Source organism: Diplocloster hominis (assembly GCF_032380655.1).
Lineage (GTDB): Bacteria > Bacillota > Clostridia > Lachnospirales > Lachnospiraceae > Diplocloster > Diplocloster hominis.
On record NZ_JAWDIY010000001.1, the window covers coordinates 105,548 to 128,369 of the forward strand.

General features: G+C 51.0%; 15 protein-coding genes. 1 reads left to right on the forward strand and 14 read right to left on the reverse strand.

The genetic code is table 11. From position 1 onward, the window contains the following. Window positions 1-77: 77 nt before the first annotated feature. The gene (locus ABC831_RS00435) at window positions 78-842 is read left to right on the forward strand and encodes an IclR family transcriptional regulator (RefSeq protein WP_343246324.1); all 765 of its coding nucleotides are present in this window, start codon (window positions 78-80) and stop codon (window positions 840-842) included. 238 nt (window positions 843-1,080) lie between these two features. Here ABC831_RS00435 and ABC831_RS00440 read toward each other — a convergent pair whose 3' ends face one another. The 14 genes from ABC831_RS00440 to ABC831_RS00505 all read right to left on the reverse strand — a co-directional run bounded on the left by ABC831_RS00440 (window position 1,081) and on the right by ABC831_RS00505 (window position 22,720). Continuing rightward, entirely contained in the window at window positions 1,081-4,341 is a 3,261-nt protein-coding gene (locus ABC831_RS00440) for an alpha-mannosidase (protein ID WP_343246325.1), read from the reverse strand. Window positions 4,342-4,363: 22 nt separating this feature from the next. Then, window positions 4,364-7,174 carry an alpha-L-rhamnosidase-related protein gene (locus ABC831_RS00445; RefSeq protein WP_343246326.1) on the reverse strand — a complete coding sequence of 937 codons (2,811 nt, stop codon included), beginning with the start codon at window positions 7,172-7,174 and terminating at the stop codon, window positions 4,364-4,366. Window positions 7,175-7,224: 50 nt separating this feature from the next. Continuing rightward, on the reverse strand, window positions 7,225-8,082 hold the full coding sequence (locus ABC831_RS00450) for a carbohydrate ABC transporter permease (RefSeq protein WP_343246327.1): 858 nt from the start codon (window positions 8,080-8,082) through the stop codon (window positions 7,225-7,227). A 10-nt stretch (window positions 8,083-8,092) separates the two neighbouring features. Further along, entirely contained in the window at window positions 8,093-8,989 is an 897-nt protein-coding gene (locus ABC831_RS00455; RefSeq protein WP_343246328.1) for a carbohydrate ABC transporter permease, read from the reverse strand. A 117-nt stretch (window positions 8,990-9,106) separates the two neighbouring features. Next, the gene (locus ABC831_RS00460) at window positions 9,107-10,435 is read right to left on the reverse strand and encodes an ABC transporter substrate-binding protein (protein WP_343246329.1); all 1,329 of its coding nucleotides are present in this window, start codon (window positions 10,433-10,435) and stop codon (window positions 9,107-9,109) included. Between the two features lie 153 nt (window positions 10,436-10,588). Then, window positions 10,589-12,100: a response regulator transcription factor gene (locus ABC831_RS00465; RefSeq protein WP_343246330.1), complete on the reverse strand. Its 1,512-nt coding sequence runs from the start codon at window positions 12,098-12,100 to the stop codon at window positions 10,589-10,591. Continuing rightward, window positions 12,093-13,859, reverse strand: a complete 1,767-nt coding sequence (locus tag ABC831_RS00470; RefSeq protein WP_343246331.1) for a sensor histidine kinase — start codon at window positions 13,857-13,859, stop codon at window positions 12,093-12,095. Before ABC831_RS00470 ends, ABC831_RS00465 begins: the two co-directional genes overlap by 8 nt. Window positions 13,860-13,895: 36 nt before the next feature. After that, window positions 13,896-14,888: an AraC family transcriptional regulator gene (locus ABC831_RS00475; RefSeq protein ID WP_343246332.1), complete on the reverse strand. Its 993-nt coding sequence runs from the start codon at window positions 14,886-14,888 to the stop codon at window positions 13,896-13,898. Between the two features lie 224 nt (window positions 14,889-15,112). Beyond that, entirely contained in the window at window positions 15,113-16,495 is a 1,383-nt protein-coding gene (locus ABC831_RS00480; protein ID WP_343246333.1) for a hypothetical protein, read from the reverse strand. A gap of 169 nt (window positions 16,496-16,664) precedes the next feature. Then, on the reverse strand, window positions 16,665-17,558 hold the full coding sequence (locus ABC831_RS00485) for a glycyl-radical enzyme activating protein (RefSeq protein WP_343246334.1): 894 nt from the start codon (window positions 17,556-17,558) through the stop codon (window positions 16,665-16,667). 38 nt (window positions 17,559-17,596) lie between these two features. Next, window positions 17,597-19,840, reverse strand: coding sequence for a pyruvate formate lyase family protein (locus tag ABC831_RS00490; RefSeq protein ID WP_343246335.1), 2,244 nt, complete (start codon window positions 19,838-19,840; stop codon window positions 17,597-17,599). 15 nt (window positions 19,841-19,855) lie between these two features. After that, window positions 19,856-20,881 carry a zinc-dependent alcohol dehydrogenase gene (locus tag ABC831_RS00495; RefSeq protein WP_343246336.1) on the reverse strand — a complete coding sequence of 342 codons (1,026 nt, stop codon included), beginning with the start codon at window positions 20,879-20,881 and terminating at the stop codon, window positions 19,856-19,858. 61 nt (window positions 20,882-20,942) lie between these two features. Further along, on the reverse strand, window positions 20,943-21,797 hold the full coding sequence (locus ABC831_RS00500; protein WP_343246337.1) for a carbohydrate ABC transporter permease: 855 nt from the start codon (window positions 21,795-21,797) through the stop codon (window positions 20,943-20,945). Beyond that, window positions 21,782-22,720 carry a carbohydrate ABC transporter permease gene (locus ABC831_RS00505; protein WP_343246338.1) on the reverse strand — a complete coding sequence of 313 codons (939 nt, stop codon included), beginning with the start codon at window positions 22,718-22,720 and terminating at the stop codon, window positions 21,782-21,784. Before ABC831_RS00505 ends, ABC831_RS00500 begins: the two co-directional genes overlap by 16 nt. Window positions 22,721-22,822 lie beyond the last annotated feature (102 nt).

Here is a 22,822-nt window from a genome sequence, read left to right on the forward strand (position 1 = left end):
TTATTTCTTGTTTTACCTTCCAATTTATTGTATAGTATATATACGTTATTCATATATATGAATCGGAGGATATGAAAATGGACGTTAAAAACCATCGAATTCTGCAGCACTCTTTGGAAATACTGGAATTTGTAGCTACATCCAGCCGCCCTGTTACCTTTAAAGAAATCTGCGATGTAACCGACCTTCCCAAGAGTACCGTCCACAACCTGGTATTGACCCTGAGCAATCTGGATTTTCTCACAAAAAAACCGAACTACAGCGAGTATAGTATCGGTTTAAAGTGTTTTGAAGTTGGAAACTCCTATCTGTCATCGAACCCGTTCTACTCGATGGCCAAGGAAACTACCGCCGACGTCTCGGACCGCAGTAATGAGACTGCGCATTTCGCCATCCTGAACCACACGGATGTCGTCTACCTGTATAAATATGAGAGCAAGCAGCCTCTGCGCATCGCTTCCCACGTGGGAAAGCGAATCCCGGCTCATGCCACAGCCATCGGCAAAGCCCTGCTCTCCGGCTACAGCGACGAGGAAATCCGCGGCTTGTACCAGGATCAGGAACTGATCTCCCTGACACCGAATACGATCACTTCCCTGGAAATGCTGCTGGATCAGGTCCGTCAGATCCGGATCACCCAGCTGGCCTATGAGACGGAAGAGTCCTCCCCCTATATTAAGTGTATCGCTACTCCTATATGGAACAGACAGCACGCCACCATTGCGGCGCTTTCCATCTCCATGCCGGTCTACCGGGGTGAGGAAAATATGGATCAGATGGCGGGAATATTGATGGATGCAAAGCATCAGTTAGAAAGTATACTGACAACATTAGATATTTAGAAATGCTCTTAGATTCATTTATATTGGGAGGGGACTGGCATCTTTCGTCAGTAACGTCAGCCCGAACAGCAGCTGCGCGGAGAAAGGGGCCTGTCCCCGGTTGTTGACTGGAATAGTTCAGCATCCGGGGTAGCAGGCGCTTTTTTTCCTCTAACAGACCGGCTTCCGGGGACAGGCCCCTTTCTCCACGCAGCTGCTGTTCGGGCTGACGTTACTGCCGAAAGATGCCAGTCCCCTCTCATATGCATTTTATTGTAAAGATCTCATAAGGCCTCACATCCACTATATAAACCTGGTCAGCCGCCTCCAGCTCCAGAACGGGTTCTTCCAAAAGGTTACAGCGGTACACATGACTATATTTTTCCGTAAAATTCAGCCGCAGACCAGACCTCTGGTTATAACACTCATAAAACCGGAATATATAGCCTCGGCCGTCCTCGCTCTTTTTAACCGCCTCCAGGATTATATTATCTGCCTGAAAAGCCACCAGATTCAGGCGTAGATCTGATATTCCGCCGGGCTGCGCCTGCCTGCCCGGCAGTATATGCCGGGTCTGACTGCCATGTCGGCCTGTATTATGCCGGCCTGCATTTTGACAGCCTGCAGTTATTCTCACGAGCTGCATCGGATTGTTCAGCCGGTATGCCTCTCGTACGGTACCGCCCTGGCGGAAATCTCCGGCATGAGGATATATGGAGTAAATAAACCGGTGCCTCCCCCTGTCCGCCTCCGGGTAAGGATAGCCCCCCGATTTGACAAGAGACAGACCGACCACACCCTGCCGGATACTTACCCCGTACTTACAATCGTTCAGGAAGCTGATTCCAAAACCTCCCTCCGATATATCCATCCATTTTTGGTAGGGAACTTCGAATTTCGCCTGGTCCCAGGAGGTGTTTTCCGTGGTGCTCCGGGTGATGTTACCGTATGGAATATCAAAGACCGCTTCCCTGCTGTTAATATCTACCGGAAATTCTGCTTTCAGGAACTGCCTGCTCTCCTGCCAGTCAATCTCCGCTGAAATGTCGATGCGCCTGCTGTCTTTATACAGCCGGATGGTCTCTTCGATTCGCGAAGACTGGTATTTCCACGTCAGGTATACCTCCAGAATCCCGCTGTCCCGCCTCCGAACCTCAAAGCTGCTGCCGGCTTCCGGATAATAGGCTTTGTCCCGGTAATAAGAGTACAGGTTCCAGTTGTCAAAATCATAAGGGATGTCCTCGTATATAGTAAGGACATTCATCCGTCTTCCCGCCGGGACCAGTTCCCTTTGGTTCTGGCTGTCATAGATGGACTGAAACCATCCGTTTTCATCGAATTCCAGAGAATACCAGGGAGTCTTTATTTTCCTGCCTTCGACTGAAAAGCCGGCCGGCCCATCCTTGACTTTCCGCTGTTCCAGCTCCTTGTCCGTATAAAAACAACAGCCCTTGGCCGGTATCCGCCCGGACACGATCCAATCTCCGGGTTTCACAGCCGTCCCATCCGTGCCAAAGCCGCCGTCACCGGGGATCTGGACAAGACAGCTGTCCTCAAACCCATTAGGGTTATAGATCAGTACGCCGCCGTCCGGGAACAGGACGTTTAACCGGTCGGATATTCGTTTCTCCAGCACCTCTTCCCTCTGCTCCAAAAGATCATATTCCCTCCAAGAGTTCTCATACACTTCCTTTATGGCAGACCCTGGAAGGATATCGTGGAACTGGTTTTGCATCAGTATCCGCCACATGGCTTCCATCTCTTTGGCCGGATAGGGCAGTTGGAGATACTGTTCCGCCAGGACCAGCAGACATTCCAGGTTTAGCAGATGGAATTCATGTTTCCGGTTCAGCCTTTTATTTTTTGCCACAGAAGTGTAGGTGCCCCGGTGGTATTCCAGATACAATTCCCCGGACCATACCGGAACAGCGGGATTTCCGCTTAGTTCTCTTTCAAGGCCGGCAAAGAACTGCCCTGCTGTAGACAGCCTGGTGCAAGGACAGCCGCCCATTCCCCTGCGCAGGCGCTTCTCCGTCTCCAGCATATCCTGGGTGGGGCCGCCTCCGCCGTCTCCATAACCGTAAGAACACAGGAAGCCGGAGCTGCAGGACTTTTGCTGGTACCGCTGCCATCCTCCCTTGATCTGCGCCGGATTCAGGCAGCCGTTGTAATTGGTCGTAAATTCCGAATGATGTTCCTGATCCGTCCGTATCCTGCGCCCCGGGGTTTCGTAGTCCCTGGTCGGTATCATATGGGCCAGGACTCTGCTGCCGTCGATTCCCTCCCAGTAAAAGGTATCGTATGGGAACCGGTTCGTCTCGTTCCAGCTGATCTTCGTCGTCGCGAACCAGTTTATTCCGCACTGGCGCATGATCTGCGGCAGGGTACCGCAGAAGCCGAAGGTATCCGGCAGCCACAGTATCCTGCTCTTCTTCCCGAATTCTTTTTCAAAAAAACCTATGCCGTACAAGAGCTGGCGGACTAATGACTCGCCTGACGTCAGGGTACAGTCAGGCTCCAGGTACATTCCGCCCTCCGCCTCCCAGCGCCCTTCCTCTATGCGTTTTTGTATTCTCCCGTATAATTCGGGTTGATTTTCCTTCACAAACTCATACAGAATCGGCTGACTGGACAGGAACCGGTACTCCGGATACCGGTTCATCAGCGACAGTACCGTAGAAAAACTTCTGGCCGCCTTTTCCCTGGTTACCTCTACCGTCCACAGCCAGGCGATATCAATGTGGGTGTGTCCCACGCAGTAAGCCTGAGGCATTTTGTCCATACTGTACATATCCTCAAGCGCGCCCATCAGATAGCGGTCCGCCTCCTTAAGACTGTCATAATATTCCCTGCTCCCTATTCTCCGAAGATCCAGCCGGTTAACCGTACCGTTCAGCACTTCCATCAGCCGCTGGTACTGCGTCTCCTCTTTTTCCATCAGGCGGGCGCACTGCCAGGGCACCAGCAGATCATAGTAAAATTCCTCGGTCCTGTCATCTACCGCGCACAGACGCGCGTGAAAAGGAAATTCCCGGGCCTCCTCCCCGCTGTACAGCAGTATCAGTACTTCGCAGTACTCCGGCCCGTCCGTATACGCGGCCCCTGTGTCTTTCCCTTTTATAAAGACGCTGGTGTGGTTCACATCCAGCCCCTGGGCAAGTTCTCCATTTATGTATACCGCCCCCTGAGGGTTGGAAGCATCCCAGCGTCCTTCCGGCCCTGTCTCGATTACCAGCTCCAGATGTTCCGCCCGCAGGTCTTTGGCTATGGGGATACGGTTCCAAAATGCATAGTAGGTTCCCATTCCCTCATAAGTCCGGTTATCCGTGCATTCCTCCCACTCAGCAGGTATAACCGGCTCCCTGTCCCAGTTCTGCGTCCCGGTGACCAAAGCCCGGTCTGACACAGGAAAATGCCGTTTCGTAAAACGCCACCCCGCGGCCGGGATACTGACAGGCCGGCGGCCGGACTCCAGCACTCCCAGGATCTTTTCAATCCTCTTCTCCGTGAAGGCATCCACCTTTTCTTCCTCCTTCTTTGTTCTAATCTTCCGATGTCTCCGTCATTTCCACCTTCCAGTCATCCGGTACCTTAAGTTCCACTTCCGTGCCCTCCGGGACGCGCACCTTCATCCTCTTCTCCTCCCGGTTCCACCACAGGAAGATGGTTCCCCGAACCGTCGGCATGGAACCCCTGCACCAGGTGATGGGGGCTTCGGGCAGTTCTACGCAGATCCCGGAAAAATCTTCTTCAAGCGGTCTTATACCCAGTATCAGCCTCTGCAAGAACAAAACCGGAGACGCAGACCAGGAATGGCAATAGCTTCTGGTGCGGTCCTCCTCATAAAAACCCGGGAATACCTCCCAGCAGGTGGTGGTATCGAAGGAAAGCATCCTGAGCCATTTATCCCGGATATCCTCAAGAATCCTGCCCTGTTCCCCGATCCGGTCCAGACATTCATAGACATAATAGAGCATGAACGGAGAGCCTGCTTTTACAAAATAATCCGGCGGTTGTATCAGATATTCCGCTGTCTGCTTCCGGCGTTCAGGGTCTGAAATAGCATCGTACAGGTACAGCAGCGCATGGGTCTGGATGCTGGCTGTCTTCGAATATCCCTCCTCCCGGGTAAAGCCGTCGTAATAGCAGCTCCTATCGCTGTCCCACAGATTCTCCCCGATCCCACGAAGCAGCTTATCCCGGCATTCCCTGAAGAATCTTTGCCCTGCTGCGTCCTTCATTCTTTCAGCAAAGCCTTCCCCGATTTTGTAGCAATAAGACAGAGCGGCCTGCTGCCCTGTCACCACTCCCTGGTTGTCCCTGATATCCAGGTCCGCCCAGTCGATCAGGTTCCAGCTGCTGATCAGGAACAGCCCCTCCTCTGTGATAAGCGCTGCATACGCAGTAAGCATCTCTTTCACATGCGGATAGAGTTCGGCGATTATCCCTGTGTCATTTGTAAGCGCCGCATAGTCCCGGATAGCGATACACCAGTTCATCGCCCACAATGGAATAGACGTGTTCCAGTCTGTGGGCGTCAGTGCATTCATGAGACCTGTATTCTCCAGAGCATTTACGGCGAAGCAAAGATTATGGCGCATGAGCTCATAATTTCCCGAGATACAGCCGTTAATCGTTGAGCTTAACTGGGCGTCCCCGATCCAGTAAGCCTGCTCATATGCCGGACAGTCGGTAAAGGTATCCTCCATACAGAGCTGGTGTGTATGACTGCACATCTCCCAGATTCTGTTCAGCTCATAGTCGCTGCACGAAAATTCAGCCTGGCCGCTCATGGGATAGACCGCGTATTCCAGGGAAAACCTGCGGATGCGCACCTCCTGGGCCTGATCACGGAATGTGAGCAGCGCGTACCGCACGCCGGTCCGCGCCATACAGGCATAGGTCTGCCATCCCTCCCGGCAGATATAGCGGACACCGTTATTAAGCCCAATGGTATAATCCGGCTGATCCTCATAGTGATTCTCGTAACAGTATATATCCAGCACCGTCCCGGCGGCCGCCCGCAGGGTAAATGAGAAAGTTCCCACATATTCGTCTCCAAAATCCAGCAGCAGACGTTTATAGTCCCCCTGTTTGGGCGGACTGATCCGGGTATCCTGTTGGTTGTTCCAGAGAATACCCAGATTATCCACCCGGACGCTTAATTCCCTGACCACCTTTTCCGTTCTGGCCATGGACAGCAGATAACTATCCATAAAAACATATTTTTCATCTACCCAGACGATATTTCCCGCCTGTTTTTCAAATTCTTCAAAGGTATCCAGGCAAAACAGCCCCTTTTTTTCTCCATCCTCAGGTTCAAAATCATTATAGATCCGTGCCCGGCCGTCCGTCCCGGAAGTAAGGCGTGCATAAGGCCCGGCTGTAAAAAACTGATGCTTCCCGCCATCACCAAAGGCCAGCGCACCGGGGAAGGCAAATTCCATATGACAGTATAAATCATCGAATTTACCGGCCAGCTGCATCAGGAAAAAATGTGCGCCCGCTGTCAGCTCCACCTCCACCGACCGGTCCCGGTCCGTAACCCGGTACAGCGAACCGTCGATGCAAAAGCTCCCAAGTAATCCATTCCAGGAGCGGTTGGGAAAAGAAATCATCCCTTTCATATCCCTCTCACAGTTTATAACAGAACCCAGATATCCCAGGAAAATCGTTTCATCCGCATCCTGCCTGCCCGGAAAAAACGCATCGCGCGTATTGATACTGACCGACAGCGCGGTCTTTGACACCTCCTGGATATGCAGCAGCCTCTTTGGGAAGATTTCCTGCATATGGAAGGGCAGGACCGGCCGCTCTTCCAGATTCTCAAAAGGCATATGGCTGATCCTGGCCCTCTCCCACCCGGAACAAGTTTCCGGTGAAAAAAGCGAGGAACTGTCAAAGCAGCGGGCGTCATAATAATCCGTGAATCCCAGATTTACATTTCTCTTCGGGGCATAGCTTTGATGCCCTTTATCCTTTGCGCACCGGACCTGTTCGTCCGATACCGCCAGCAGCCTGCCGCCCGCTTCCACGCGATAGCAGACTCCTCCTTCTGCGAAAAGCGACTGGTAGGTGGACCAGCCGTAACTCCAGACCCTTATTTGGATATAATTGAGCCCTTTCACACAGGCGCTGCCAATATCCCAGCAGTCCAGATACCCGGTCTTTTTACCGGAACGTATCGGACCCTGCCCGATCTTTTCTCCGTTTATATATAAGATATACCGGGTGGACGCGCAGATCTGAACACTCGCCTGTTCCTCCCCGCTGTCCAGCACAAATTCCCCCAGGAAACACACCCTTACATTCTCTTCGCCGGCATTCCTTGCCCAGATCCATTTCATTTCCATAATCTTATCCCCTTCTTTAGCCTTCACCTATTTTTCCCTCTCCGGCTGCCCTATTCTTTTACCGCCCCGCCGGTCAGACCGGCCACAATCTGTTCCGAGAACAGAATATATACGAGAATGATCGGTATCAGGGCAACCGTCACCGCAGCAAATATTTTATCCCAGTTGGCCAGGAAATCTGCCGTATAATTATATACCGCCAGAGTTAGTGTCCGCACATTCTTCTTGGTCAGGAATACCAGCGGCATAAAGAAGTCGTTCCACAGCTGGACAAAGCTTAACAGTCCTACCGTTGATATAACCGGTTTGGAGATGGGCAGCACGATACTCAAAAATATACGGAATTCCGATCCTCCGTCTATCCTGGCGGATTCAATCAGCGATATGGGGATTCCCTTGAAAAAATTAGAGAATACAAATACGGAAAATGACAGATTGGCCGTGTATATCAATATCATGCCCGGCAGCGTATTATTCAGATGCAGCTTCGTCATCATGATAAAGATAGGAAGGATGCCGAGCTGAATCGGGAACATTAACCCCACCAGGAAATAGGCCTGCAGGAATCCCCTGCCCTTAAACTCGTACTGCACCAGACCATAAGCGGTCATAGACGCAACCGCGATCAGGCACAGCAGCGACACCGACACCAGTACCACGCTGTTTAAAAAGTAACGTCCAAAATGTTCTTCGATCAGGACAGTGTGATAATTCTGCATTGTAAATTTTTCCGGTATTCCCACCATATTGCTGATCAGATCCGATTTTGTCTTGAAAGAGGATAGAATGGTATTTCCGATCAGAAAGATGGCGATCAGCGAGTACAGCAGGAGAATGGCCGTGATTGCCCACTGTAATCCCTTCGGCTTATGATGGGGATGTGTGCCAGAGCTTTTCGTTTTTTTCATGATACGCACCTCAGCTTTCCATTTTCTTCATGACCGCCCGGACAGCCAGTGAGAATGCCATGATAATTACAAACATGGTGATACTGATCGAGGAGCCGAATCCGATCGATGTCTCCCCGAAATAGGTACCCCCGAACGCATATCTGTAAAATACCATATTTACAAAATCCAGACTGTTGTTCACGCCCCCCTGCGGCCCAACCAGCACATAAGGGATATCAAACATTGTCAGCGCATAGATGACGCTTAAGGTCAGGTTCGTGGACAGGGATGACTTCAGCATGGGAAGCACTACATAAAAGAACTTTTTTACCTCGCCGGCACCGTCTATGGTAGCCGACTCGATCACGTCCGGGGAGATCTCCTGCATATTGGCATAAAAAATCATCATACCCGCCCCGATACATGCCCAGATGATCACACAGACAAACACCTTAAATACCAGATTCTGATCCCCCATCCAGGCCAGCTTCGCGCTTTGCCCCCCGATCTTCCCCAGCACATCGTTTAAAATCCCTATGTTGGCATCAAACAGCAGGATCGCAAAAAATCCCACAATGGAAGTGCTGATCACGTAGGGCAGAAAGATCATGAACCTGATATATTTGTGTAAAGGTATCTTTATATACAGAACGTAAGCAAACAGGATCTGCAGCGGCGTGATAATCAACAGCACGCATAACAAATATTTCATGTTATTGCCCAGCGCGTTAAAAAAAATGCCGGACATTCTTTTATCAAAGAATAATTTTTGAAAATTATCCAGACCGATAAATTTCATCTCGCCGAATCCGCCCCAGTCAAACAGACTAAAGTAAGCCGCGCAGAGAATCGGCAGGATCATAAAAACTGTATATAGTATAAAGCCCGGAGTTATAAATCCGATATAGGACCGCTTTTTTCTCATTTTTTCCTCCATTCCTATGCCTTTTTGCACTCAAAACCCAGACCGGGCCTGACGCGTTCAGACAGTCCGACTCTCCGAACACGCCAGGCCCAATCTATGCAGTGGCTAACCGTTCCTTTACTTTAACAGGGCTTGAAGTTCGTCTGTAAATTCCTGCGGAGTCAATCCTCCGGAGAACACCTTCGTCTGATCCTCTTCCCATATGTTTCTGGGGCTCTCCCCGTCTCCTTCCAGGTATCCCAGTATGCTGTAATAGCTTTCCACCTGTTTGTCAAACCTGGCAATCTCATTGATGACTTCGTTGGAGGAAACGATCTTTTCCGTCATCGGCACACTGTTCAGCACATTCAGCCAGGCTGTCTGTCCTTCCAGGGAAGCAAAATAATTAGCAAACGCAACCGCCGCGTCCGGATTCTCCGTCTTCGCGTTTATGGAAAAGCCATTGGAATTGGTCCCCACGAACGGTCTGGTTCCGTCCTCACAGGGCACCTGGAACGCTCCCAGGTTCAGATCCGGATTATTCTCCTGGATCGTCTGTACGTTCCATGTTCCATCGATACACATGGCCGCCTTCCCTGTAGAGAGAGCCAGCAGCGCACCGGAGCCATCTATTCCTGTATAACCCACGCCATAATACCCCTTGTCCGCCCATTCAAGCATTTTTTCAAAGACTTCCACCACTCTCTTATCATTCACCGCCACAGTTCCTTTCTCCTGGTACTCATCCAGCCAGTCTATGTGCATGGCGGCCAGAAGGGGTTCGAACTGGAACAGGATCTCCCAGGGATCGGAGGCTCCGAACGCGATGGGGACATAGCCAGCGGCCGCGATCTTCTCCAGGGAGCTGTCAAATTCGCTGAATGTCTTGGGAACCTCGATTCCAACCTCCTTGAAGATATCCTTATTGTAGAAGCAAGCCCTGCCTCCGACTTCCGCCGTGGGCGTAGACCAGACTTTCCCGTCTATCGTACAGATCGACATAGCGCTGCTGCCTTCATAGAGGGAAAAGTCCACCAGGTCCGTCAGATCCATGAGGACGCCTTCTTTGGCGTAGGTCTGCATATTGGTAGTGGCTGTTCCGTTTGTCCAGAACAGATCCGGCGCGTCCCCTGCCTGGATCGCCGTCTGCAGAAGGTTATAATACTGGTCACTGGTCTTGATCTGGTATTCTACTTCAACATCGGGATACTTGGCATTGAACCCTTCGATTACCGCCTTCAGGGGTTCCTCAAACTGAGCGGTGTGCTCCCAGATAACCAGGGAACCGCCCACACTGCCTTCTGCCGCAGCAGGTGAAGCTTCCGGGGCCGTCTGCGCCGGAGCCTGCGTCTGCGTATCCGCTTCGTCAGGTGCGGCTGTTTCCTCAGCCTTTGTACCGCAGCCGGATAGAATCCCTGCCGCCAGACAGGCTGTTAACAATACACTGAGCCACCTTCTTTTCATCATGTTCATTACCTCCCTTTTCTTTCCTGATTGTGAATACTTACGATACAAACATAACATCCGCGGCAGTTTTACACCATTTCCATTTTCAATAGGTTGATTCACTTTTTCACACAACTGGTAATCATCCCATAACAGACATTCACTTTTTTGATATTATTTCAATATTTTATGATTTCGCCGGAATTCCGTCAGGGTTTCCCCTTCCATTTTCTTAAAAAGACGGACGAAATAATTAAAGTTCGGAATCCCTACTTCCTCCGCGATCTCCACTGCGGATTTATCACTGCTGATCAATAATTTCTTCGCTTCATGTATCCTTATATCATTCAGATAGGAGACCAGGGTCCGGCCCACGTTCTTCTTAAATGCCTGGCTAAAATAGGCCGGGGTAAAATTGAACTCCGCGGCAATCCTCTCCAGGCTTAAGTTCTCTCTGTAATGATTATGGATATACTCCTCGATCCGTATCCAGAGCAGGGATTTCCCGGCGATTTTATCCCGGACCCGGCCGATCATCTGATCCAGCTGCAGATTCAGCTGGGCCGCTGAATCGAAGGTGTCGATATTCAGATAATTGGGATAGGGGTCCTCCTCGAAGATTCTGGATACAATATCCTTTCCATAATTTTTGGTCAGACAGCGCTCGTAGTCGCAGAGGAATTTCACGGTCTGTACTTTTACTTCCTTTACGGGGGCATAGCATTTGATACACTCACGGAAGAATTCATCCAGCCTGGCTTTCGTCCGGTCAAAGCCGGAATCAGTGAACATATCGTCCGCATAATCCACAGTCAGCGCAGGCCAGGACTTCCGTTCCGTCTGAAACCGATCCCATAAAAGCAGTACCGACGCATCAAAATAAAAGCCATATTCCGCCAGCCTCCTGGTGTCTTCAAAATACCCGCGCACCAGTTTCATATCCTCAAACGCCTTTGAACAGGCCATGTACAGATTCCGGTTAAAATAATTCCTGATATTCTGCCTGGCTATATTGTAGAAATTCCATATCTTTTCCCTGCACTGGGCGGTGGTCTGGTTCTTCGGAAACTGGAAGATAATGAACAGCTCTTCCCCGTGCCTCAGATAGCAACGTCCGATGCCGGACATGTTCAGAATCTTTTGCAGCATCTCCAGCACGACCGACAGATCCAGTTCCCTGGCACCTGCGTTTCTAATTTCCGTCTCCCCGCGCATAGCCAGATAAGAAATTATAAAAACACCGTCCCGGCTTACCTCCTCTAAGGGATCTTCCTCCCCGGGTGATTCCGCATAATAGTTGAGATTAACCGGTTGGCCGCATCTCACGCACAGCTTCTCCACCAGCCTGGGCAGCTGTGCCTCCAGCAGCTCCTGCTTCAGCAGGTATTTGTCCACACCCAGTTCAATAGCTTCCTGGGCATAAGAAAAATCATCATAGCAGCTCAGCACAATAATGCGCAGATTGATGCAGAAAGGTTTGATCTGCCGGATCAATTCCAGTCCGCTGATCCCGTTTAAGCGGATATCCGTAATCAGAACGTCCACCGCTTTGGCCTGCAGGTATTTCAGTGCTTCCTCACCGGACTCGAACGTCTCCACAACGGATATCTTCCCCGTGCTCTCCAGGGAGATCTTCATCCCCAGCCTCACCAGCATCTCGTCCTCCACGATCACTGCTCTAATCATCCCGCTCCACCTCTTTTCGAAACGGCAGTCGGATAAGGACCTTTGTCCCCCGTCCCGCCTCACTCTCAAAACTTACTCCATACTCTTCACCATAATACAGCCGGATCCGGTCCCTGACATTTTGTATGCCCACCTGGTCCAGCCCCTTTGACTGGCCTTCCGTCTCCACCTGCCGGGAGATCTCGTCCAGTTCCTCCGCCGTCATACCCCGGCCATTGTCGCTTACCCCTACCACCAGGGCATGGGCTTCCCTCACGGCGTCTATAGTAATCATCCCCATCCCTTCCATGTCCCGGAACGCATGGAGAATCGAATTTTCCACAAAGGGCTGAAGGATAAAAGAGCGCACCGTACAATCCAGCAATTCATCCGGGATCTGGTACCGGACTTCAAAATTCATAAACCGGATTTTCTGGATATAGACATACGAATCCAAAAGGGCCAGTTCCTCCTTAAACGTAATCTCCTTGTCCGTCCGGTAGGTAACCTCCTTCATGAGAAACATCAGTGATTCGGTCATCTTTCTGATATTTTCCTGGCGGTTCACCGCGGCGGTCCATTTGATGGTGTTCAGGGTATTATAGAGAAAATGAGGGCCGATCTGCATGGTCAGTATTTTCATCTTCTCCTGGTTTTTCATCAGTTCTTCCCGGCGCACCGCCTCGATCAGGCTCTGGATGTGCTGCACCATAAAATTATAGTCATCAGTCAGGCTGGCGATCTCATCCTGGCGCGGGATCTTCTCCAGTATCCGGAAGTCTCCGTCCGCTCCGCAGGACAGTCCGTCGCTGACTTTCTTAAGCGGATGGAAAATATAATACGACAGAATATAGTATGCGAACACCAAAAAACCAAGATAAAATATAATAACCAGAACGGCGATGACTTTAATCCGGTTGACCTGGCGGAATGCGGCTTCCTTGTAAGTCACGATCACGAACTTCCATCCGACCTGCTGCAGCGGACAGGTCACCACCAGGCTTTCTTTGCCGGAATCCGCATCCCGCCAGATAAAATCCCGGTCGCTGGTACCCATCACCTTTTGGAAAAACGGGGTATCCCGGATCTCTCCGATCTCTGATTTTTGATTACTGGTAATCACCGTATAATCCTCCGCGATCAGATAAACATTGGAATTGTATTCCTGAAATACAGGATTTTTATACAGGGAGGCAAACAGGTCTGTGGAAATAAACAGCCAGAAGCTGCCGATCACGGAATCCCTGGAATTCACCGCCCTTGACAGTACGAAGGTCTCCTTCACCCTCCCGTAGGACGCGTTTAATTTTCTGGTAGGAATCCAGACACATTTCCCGTTTTCCGCCATCACTTCATCTTCCCATTCCTCTATCAAAGGGTCCGGGTTCGGAAACATGGACCTTCCCCCATAGATATGATCCTGGATTTTCATAATAGCCGCATAGACGTAAGACTCCGAGTTCGTGACTTCTGAAAGAAAAGCTTCTACCGCCCCGCTGCTTTCCTGGTAACTTCCCCCGTCGATGTAGGAGCGGACGGGCTCATTGTAATAGATGTACATGGATTTGTCCTGATAGGATTCAAGCTTGTCTTCTATATTTTTTTTCATTTCCTGAAGAACGCTTTTTTGTCCTTCGACGATACTGTGTTTGATATACTCCAGATAGCTGTTCCCCAAAAGAATGAGACATAGGATGCTCGGTATGATCACACATAAAATAAAAACCCACAGAATTTTGGTTTTGATACTGTACAAAAATCTACGGAAAAACTTTTTCATACACCTCTCCTCTTTCTTTCGGACACAACGCAGGGATCACAGTTCCAACTGCTCTGCGGTTCCGTTCGGTGCCCGCTGTTCCGTTTCCGCGCCCTCTGTTCCCGCAGGCGCCTGCTGTTCAGCTCTGTAATGCGTCCGGTATTTCCCCGGCGGCATCCCGGTTTTTCTGCGGAACAGCTCATAGAAATACTTCTGGTCGCTGTATCCGACCTGCCGGGCGATCTCAGACACAGACCAGCTGGTAGTCAGGAGCATCTCACATGCTTTTTCCATACGGAACTCCTGCAGGCACCCGATAGCATTTCCTCCTGTGATTTCCTTGAATATCCTGCTGAAATAGCTGGGACTTAAATAAAAGCGGGCGGCCAGCTCTTCCACTCTGATTTCCTCCTGGCAGTGGTTCTTCATATAATCCATGGTAGAGGCAACCATCGCGTTCTTATAGCTCTCGGATTCATGATATTCCCGGCATTCCCCGGACCTTATCCGGAACACCCCGATCAGGAGCTTCGTCAGGTCCGCACGGATCATATGACGGTATCCATCCTCTTTTCTCCGGAACTCTTCGAACATATCCTCGAACAAGATTCCTATGGTTCTGGACTGGCTCCCGGACAGTTTTACGTAGCGGCTGGGAATCCCTCCCGCTTCTTCATTCTGCAGTAGGTAGCGGAATACGGCGCTGACGAAATCCCCCTTCCCTCCCAGTTCCGCATCTATGAACTCCGGCTGGAACAGGCAGTTATAAACCAAAAGATACGCCCCGCATGGCTCCTCTTTGCTATCAGCCGGCATCTGTTTTGGTATCCATCTGTGGTGCACATATTTGCTCAGGATAAACAAATCGCCCCTGGCAGCCGGAAAGCTCTCCTCTCCGATCTCGTGGCTGCCCGCACCGGCCGCAACATATGCTATCTCGATAAAATCATGGGTATGACTGCAAACTTCCTGCGAAAGTTCTTTTCTCTGGATCTGAACATCCGTTGTTCCGTCCAGGTAATCCCTGGCCTGAAGCAGTGTTTCCATCATAGCAAATCCCCTTTCCCCGTTATCCCGGACACAGACGGCTGTACCATTTTTTCCCATATTTTATTTTATCATAGGCACTGCGGAATTCAAAGTCCGTACTGGCCGGGAGGAGACTGGCACCTTTTTAAATAACAATAAGCAGGCAGCGGTTGCTTTCTTCCTCTGCCTGCTAAAAAGGTATGGGGTGTCTTACAGCCGATTGCCGTACACTGTATCACACCAATTTAAAATATTTTTACTTTCAGTCCCAGCATCTGGTCCGCCAGCTGGATTTTACGGCTCTGATCGCCGTATACCATCGCCCAGTGGCGTCCTTCATAATTTTCCGTAATTTCCCGGATGTCCCCTTCCACCTCGATCTCAACCTGAGTCCGGCAGGACGAGAAGGCCGTGTTTCTCACGATATTGCCGCGTATCACGATCATTTCATCCATCTTGTCATGGGATATCCCTGTCACAGTTACAGGACCTGGTGTTTTGAGAATCTGCAGGCCGCAGGGCAGCAGCGGTTTTTCATAATAGGAATAGATATTGAAATCATCCATCTCTTCACTGTCAAAGGAATGCTTCCTGGGAGAGGTACAGTGGGATACGAACAGCTTATTATCCTCCGGGAACAGGTAAGGGTTCAGCATAAAAGCCGGAGAATTTGAGGCCAGCGAGACTATGAGCATATTTATCATCGTGGTGATATCCGCCTCACAGGCAGACACTATTTTCTCATCATTCAGCTTCGACAGGGGATAACAGGCGGTCGTCGCGCAGCCGTTATGGATCATGGACCACAGACAGTTAACCGTAAAGACGTTGGCATCGTATTCTTCCAGCAGTTCGCGGAAAATATGGTACATCTTCTCCGCCTTAGACGTATCATAGCCTGCCGGAGTATAATCATTTGCCGCTTCCGTTAGAATCGTTCCTCTTTGAAAGGATTTATCCCAGTTCTTAAATTTTTCCAGGAATTTATCGGAGCTTACATGATTCCATTCCAGGCCGAATTTTTCCTGGGCCAGCCGGATCATCGCATATCCCCAGTTCCAGGAATGATACGGCTCATACATTGGCTCCCCGATGCAAAGCGCCTTAGAATGGTTTATCTTGAATTTTACCTGCAGGGCGGCCAATAGCTCTCTGAGATTTTCCCTGTCCTTACTGATGTATACCTGGTGCTTCAGGTTCAGGAATTCATCGATTTTCCTTGTATCCCTCACGAAATAAGGATAGAACACCGCGCCGTAGGACCAGATTTTCTCATAAGGGAAAACGGAAAGGACTACCGGCCGGTTCTTTGAGTACAAGGCTGTAAAAGAGGCATCAAACAGGTTCATATCCTTCTCGTTATAATTCCCGAACGGGACCGCCACATAGGCATCCGCCCTGCCCACATCGATTGCCTGGTTCTCCGATGTGACCTGTTCGATAAAGTATTCCGCATCCTCCGGGATTGCCTCCCGAATGAAATCTTCCACTTCCTTCTTTACCGTACCGTCGATATCCTCATCCCATTTTCTGCTGTCCGACTGATTCAGATCACCGGCGGACAGCACTTTATCCGTGCGCGTAAACTGATTCCCCATAATAATACATCCGATTACCATTTTTCTCATTCCTTTTTCCTCCTGACCCAATTGTTTACATTTGATTTCCAAGCCTGCGGCTTTTGTATCTGGTCTTATTATAATGAGATTCATGTGTGTATTACTATGGGGTAAGAAGGTATCTTTTTGGGGGGATAATTTCCATTTTTTTGTTCACACGCAGCCCTGAAGCGAAGGGCTAATGATCCAAATTACAGGATACCGGAGCATACTCTTCCAGTGCTTTTTTCATCTCTTCCATCTGCACTGCATCCATAGGCAGAAAATCCGGTGCGGTTCTTCTAAGCATCCGGTACTTCCCCTCCCCAAACGAATGATAAGGCAGCAGATCGATCCTCTGTATTCTCCCCGGCTTCCGCAGGATCTCCCGGTATCCTTCCCTCTCGGCCGCCGAATCATTGATCCCCCTGATACAGGGGATGCGTACCCATACATCCGCCGCAGCTTTCAGCCTGTGCAGGTTTTCCACGATCAGACGGTTACCGGCGCCGGTCACCCTCCGGTGCAGCTCCCCGTCCGCGCATTTCAGGTCATAGAGGAATAAGGACGTGTAGGGCAGGATTCTCCGGAAATGCTCCCATGGAACCGCTCCGGCCGTATCTACTGCCGTGTGGATACCGAATCCGGCGCATTCCCTGAGCAGCTCTTCCAGAAAATCGATCTGCAGCATCGCCTCTCCCCCCGAAAAAGTCACCCCTCCCCCGGAATGCCGGTATAAGGATACGTCTTTTAAAATCTCTTCCATCACCTGAGAAACCGTCACGGTTCTTCCTGATATTTCCAGTGCCCCCGGGTAGCAGACGGAGGCACAGGTTCCGCATCCGGTACACAGATCCGGTATAAAGTTCCCGCCATTTCCCATCCTCCTGGCCCCGGTAGGACAGACAGCCGCGCAGGAACCACAGGCGATACAGCCCGGCTCTTTTATCAACAGCTGGGGTGTATTCTCCTGTGACTCCGGATTATGGCACCAAAGGCATCTGAGATTACAGCCCTTGAAAAATACCGTAGTGCGGATACCCGGCCCATCGTGAACGCTAAAGTGCTGGATATCAAATATTATTCCGTCCATATGTACCTCCTGTGGGCGCTGCGCGCCCCTTCTGCGGCCTAATGCGACCGGTTTCTGGCGATCATCTCGTCCTGGAGTTCCCGGTCCAGCGCGGTAAAATACGCGCTGAATCCCCAGACACGCACCACCAGGTTCGCATACTGTTCCGGATTCTTCTGTGCCTCCAAAAGTACCCCCGCGTCCGTAAGGTTAAAGTCAAAAACGCTTCCCCCCGCGTCCAGGAAACTGCGGATCACCGCTTCATAGATCTTAGGCTCCATCTGATTGGGGGAATAGGGAAGATCGAGATAGAGAACCGCCGAAGCCGGATGATTCTCCAGGTTCAAAGCTCCCAGCCCTTCCATGATACGGCTTAAGTTAGTATGGCCGGTCGTTTCGCCGGGGCCGATCCCCCTTGAGAGAATCTCCCCCCTTCTTCTTCCATCCGGAGTGGCCTGCGTCCCCCGAAGAGAGACATAGCCGGTATTTGTAAACAGGGAATTTTCAAACCAGCCTCCGCGGGTATTCGGCATACCGGAGAAGATCCGTGTCAGGTCGTCTGCCAGCCGGGAGGCCAGCTGGTTTATTTCACCGTTGTCTCTTCCCCATTTATCCACACGTTTTGCCAGATAGGCCCTGTTTCTCTCATTTCCCTCAAAATTCCGGGCCAGGCATTCCCGCAGTTCTTCCAATGTCAGAAACTTTTCTTCATACACCGCCTTTTTAACGGCAAACAGGGAATCCACCAATGTCCCGAAGCCGACCGGCGAGAAACTGGAGGTATTGTATTTCGCTCCTCCCCGGGTCATATCCATTCCCTTTTCCACGCACCCGGTTATGGTCGCCGAATACAGAGGGCAGGGACTGTATCCATACCATTCCCGTTCCCATTCGTTGAAGTATCCGGTCACCTTGTGCACGATCTGTCCCGCCTTTCCAAGGAAGCAGGCATAAAATTCCGTAAAGTCCCGGCAGGAATCCGTCCGGGCCGCTTCCAGCCCCTCATGAGCCCAGAATCCTTCCTCCCCCACCCCCAGCGTCAGCAGTAACAGTGTTGGAAGGCTCATGTAAATATAAGCCCGGCAATTCACCTCGGTTTCACTTAAAACCGGTTCCTGGCAGCCACCCGCCACATAAAGCCTGCTGTCCTGAAGCTCTTTTCCCTGACGGACCTGGGCGGGGATCAGTACTTCATCGTTAAATATGGACAGTACATTTTTACCCTGCCCCGCGATCCGGGCCAGACGTTCAAAAAACTCCGCAGGATGTTCCCGGCTAATTCTGGCCTGCAGCTTTGGGTTCACCAATTCCTGCTCTTCGAAGATCTCCAGAATCATGCGGGTTACCTCGTTATAGACAGGCCTTCCGTTCTGGTCACAGCCTCCGATGGTCAGGGCCGTGTTCGCTCCGCCATCCGGCGGATTCGTGCGAAGATCCCATTTGGCATCTGTCAGATTCAGGGCAAAGGACAGCAGATCCTTAGCCTCCTGCCTGTTAAGCCTGCCTTCTTCGAGATCCTTTTCATAATAAGGATAGAGCAGACGGTCAAAATGTCCGATCACTGCGATACCGATCCCCTCCAGTCCCATCACGATCTCCCGCATGAACCAGATCGTGTTCAGGGCCTCATAGAAGGTCTGCGGGGCTTCGGCCGGTACTCTCGCCGAAGTACGGGCTATATGGAGCAGATTCTTGCGCACGTCCCCGTCCTTTTCCTTCCCGGCCATATCTTCTGCCTCACGGGAAAAGCTCTCCGCGATTTTTTTTAAGGATTCACAGCCGCAGATCACACTGTCCAAAAAGGAAAGCTGTTCGGCATCCCGGGTGTTTTCTCTCCTACCCTCCGCCTGAGCGATCAGTCCATTTAACCCCAGACGCAGAACTTTCTCATAGCCGATACAGTGATGGGCAAAATCCGTAAAGAAAAATGAGAGAAACACATTCCGCTCTTTGTAATAATCGCGGAAACCGAAAAACCGTTTTTCTATTTCGGAGTGCTTTCGCATCATGGTCCCGCCGATCCCTGGTTCCGGTGGAAATCCGGCGGTCAGGCCATTTCTGGCACGCCCCGTACATACTTCATAGTAAAACGGAAAATACCGGAACACATGAACCGGACAGGAAACGGCCGCCTGATAAATCCGGCTTTTTTCTTCACACGGATAGGATTCTTTTCCTGTTTCTGCTGCGGCCAGCTTTTTTTCTGCTTCAGGCACCGGAAGCGGATAAGTAGAATAATACTCCTCAAATTCCTGATAGAATTTTTCCCGGTATTTCCCGAAAGATAACACTCTGTCTGTCATACTGCGCCCCCCCAATTAGTCGAACGTCAGGACTACCTTCAGTCCTTCCCGGTTTTTTACCAGTTCGAATCCCTGTTCATAATCTTCCACCGGTATCCGGTGGGTCACATAATCCGACAGACACAGTTTTCCATCCAGCACCAGGTCCGACACCTCCGTCTGTATCGTCACCAGATGTTCATAATCGGGCCATTGCACCGACCGGATCTCCCAGCAGTAGTCCGCGTCCTCCCAGGTGACCCGCTGGGTACTGTGCAGTCCGATCCCGTAGATACCGATCACTCCCCCCGGCTTCACGCTTCTCAGGCCGTGGCTTAGAACAGCTCCGTTTCCGACCGCGTCTATGAACAGATCCGCTTTTCCCATCTCTTCCCGGATGCGTGACGTCAGGTCCTCTTCCCTTGTATTGACCGCCGCATCCGCTCCCAGCTGCAGGGCTTTCTGCATCCTTGCCATGTGATGGCCTCCCAGAAGGATTTTCCCGGCTCCCATGATCCTGCACAGATTGGCCATGGCGATACCTACCGGTCCGCAGCCGGCGATCACTACCTTTTGTCCCGCCCTCATATCCAGCCGCTTCAGCGCGCTGTAGATCTCCTCCAGCGTGATCAGCATACAGGCATCCGTACTGTCTATCCCGGCCGGTACCACGGTTTTGGACCAGGCTCCCGCATCCTGTATTGGAAATCCGTCTGCTTCCATCGCTTTGCAGTCTGTTACCATGGCGTATTCGGCGAAGCCTCCCCACAGGGAATGATAGCTCCCGCTGTCCGGCAGTTCGCTTCGCAGGACCATGTCATCCAGCTGGTAATTTTTCACCTTTCTGCCTGTTTGTATCACCCGTCCGACGGCCTCATGCCCCAGCACGGCCGGGTATGTCCCGAAGCCTTTCAGATGGCCGGCAGCCAGCTTCAGGTCCGTGCCATTACAGATACCGCAGCCCACGGTTTTCACCAACGCATCGTACTCTCCTATCTCCGGCATAGGGATGTCATCCCGCAGAAAGATTCCGCCCCTGCCGTCTGTCACTAATCCTTTCATGTTCTGATCCCCTTTTCTCTTTCTTTCGTCTGCTTGTACCCGTCCCGATAACCGCATCCGCTCACCCTTTTACCGCCCCTGCCGTCAGCCCTTTCTCCATCTTTTCCTGAAGCAGGATATACATGATGACAGGAGGAAGGATACTGACTCCGATAGCCGCCATGACAGCGCCGTAATCCGAGGTATAAGCCCCGAAGAATGACAGCAGGCCGATAGAGATCGTCTTCAGGTTATCATTTCCAAGGAATACCAGCGGAAACAGCAGGTTATTCCAGGATGATACAAAGTTAAAGATCGATGCGCTGGCCACAGCCGGCATGGACAGCGGGAGTATAATCCGGAAAAATACTGCCGCCGGCCCGGCTCCGTCCATCACCGCCGCTTCCTCCAGCTCATCCGGCAGCCCCTTCATAAAGCCCGTGACGATGAACACCGTCATGGAGAGGCAGAAGGCCGAATAGAGCAGAACCAGAACCGGATAGTTGTCAACGATACCGAATTTTCCGAGGGTAAAGGCCAGCGGGATGACAACCGTCTGGATCGGAACCATCATTCCCGCCAGGAACAGCAGATAGATCAGCCCCTTCCCCCTGAACTTAAACTTAGCAAGTATGTAGCCCGCCAGTGATCCTGCGAAAGCGGTTACCACCAGGGTTGCCACCGTCAGCACGATGCTGTTGCGGAAATAGATGCCTATCTTTCCGATCTCCCATGCCCGTACATAGTTATCAAACTGCGGATCAGCCGGCATAGAGAAGGGATTCGTAAATATCTCCGTATTCGTCTTAAGAGATGAGACCAGCGTAAAATACACCGGATAAAGGCAGATGACCGCGAACAGAATCAATACGCTGTAAAGCAGAATCCGGCAAAGGATCTTTTTTATACGCGCTCTGGAATTCAGCTGTTTTTCCATAGTTTCCGCTCCCTTCTTTTTATCCTTTTTCGTTCCGGAGAACCCTTCTCCTGGTTCATCATTCTCAATGATAGTATGGTTAGTATAAGGCTCATGAAAAACATGATCGTGGAAATAGCGCTTCCTATACCGTAGTGGTCATATTTAAACGCCTGATAATATAATAATGTGGCAGGCACGTGTGTCAGCCCGTTCGGCCCGCCCTCCGTCATGACGAAAACCATATCGAATACCTTCAGAACACCGGTGATGATCATGACCACAGAGATCTTGATCGATTCCCAGACCATGGGAATGATGATATAGAATACTTTCTTAACCTGTCCCGCGCCGTCGATCGTCGCCGCCTCCATCACGTCATCGGGTATGGCGTTGACGGCAGCCAGTCCGATGACAATGTAATAAGCCACGCTGGCCCAGGTGGTGACCAGAATAATGCACATCATAGCGGTGCTGCTATTGATCAGCCAGCCGGTACAGAGCTGTTCCAGCTTAAGCTTCATGAGCAGCTGGTTCAGAACGCCGCTCTCATTGGGTTTTAAGATAAACTGCCATAAAAGGCCCGTGGCCGTTACCGGCAGAATCATCGGGATAAAGTAGGCCGCCTTAAAGAATCTCTGCCCCCGCTTCACATGATAGAGCAGGATCGCGAAGAAAAATCCGATCGGCAGCTGTGTCAGCAGCCCCACCACCACAAAGAGCAGGATATTTTTCACTGCCTGATGGAACTGGGTATTCTGAAACACCGAGATAAAATTATCCAGGCCCACATATTTCAGCGGCACCCCCTGAATTCCGGGCCAGTCAAAAAATGAAAAATAGAAGGACTGGGCCACAGGAATCACCTCCAGCACCACATAAATCAGGAGTGCCGGGAGAAGAAACAGCAAAATGACTTTTTTATTACGTCGGTATCGTTCCAAGCATTTACACCTCATTTTTTTGCTTATCTTTTATAAGCCGCCCTCCAAATCCGCCTGTCCGGCGGTGTTCCTGTAAGGGCGGCTTACACTATGATCGTACGG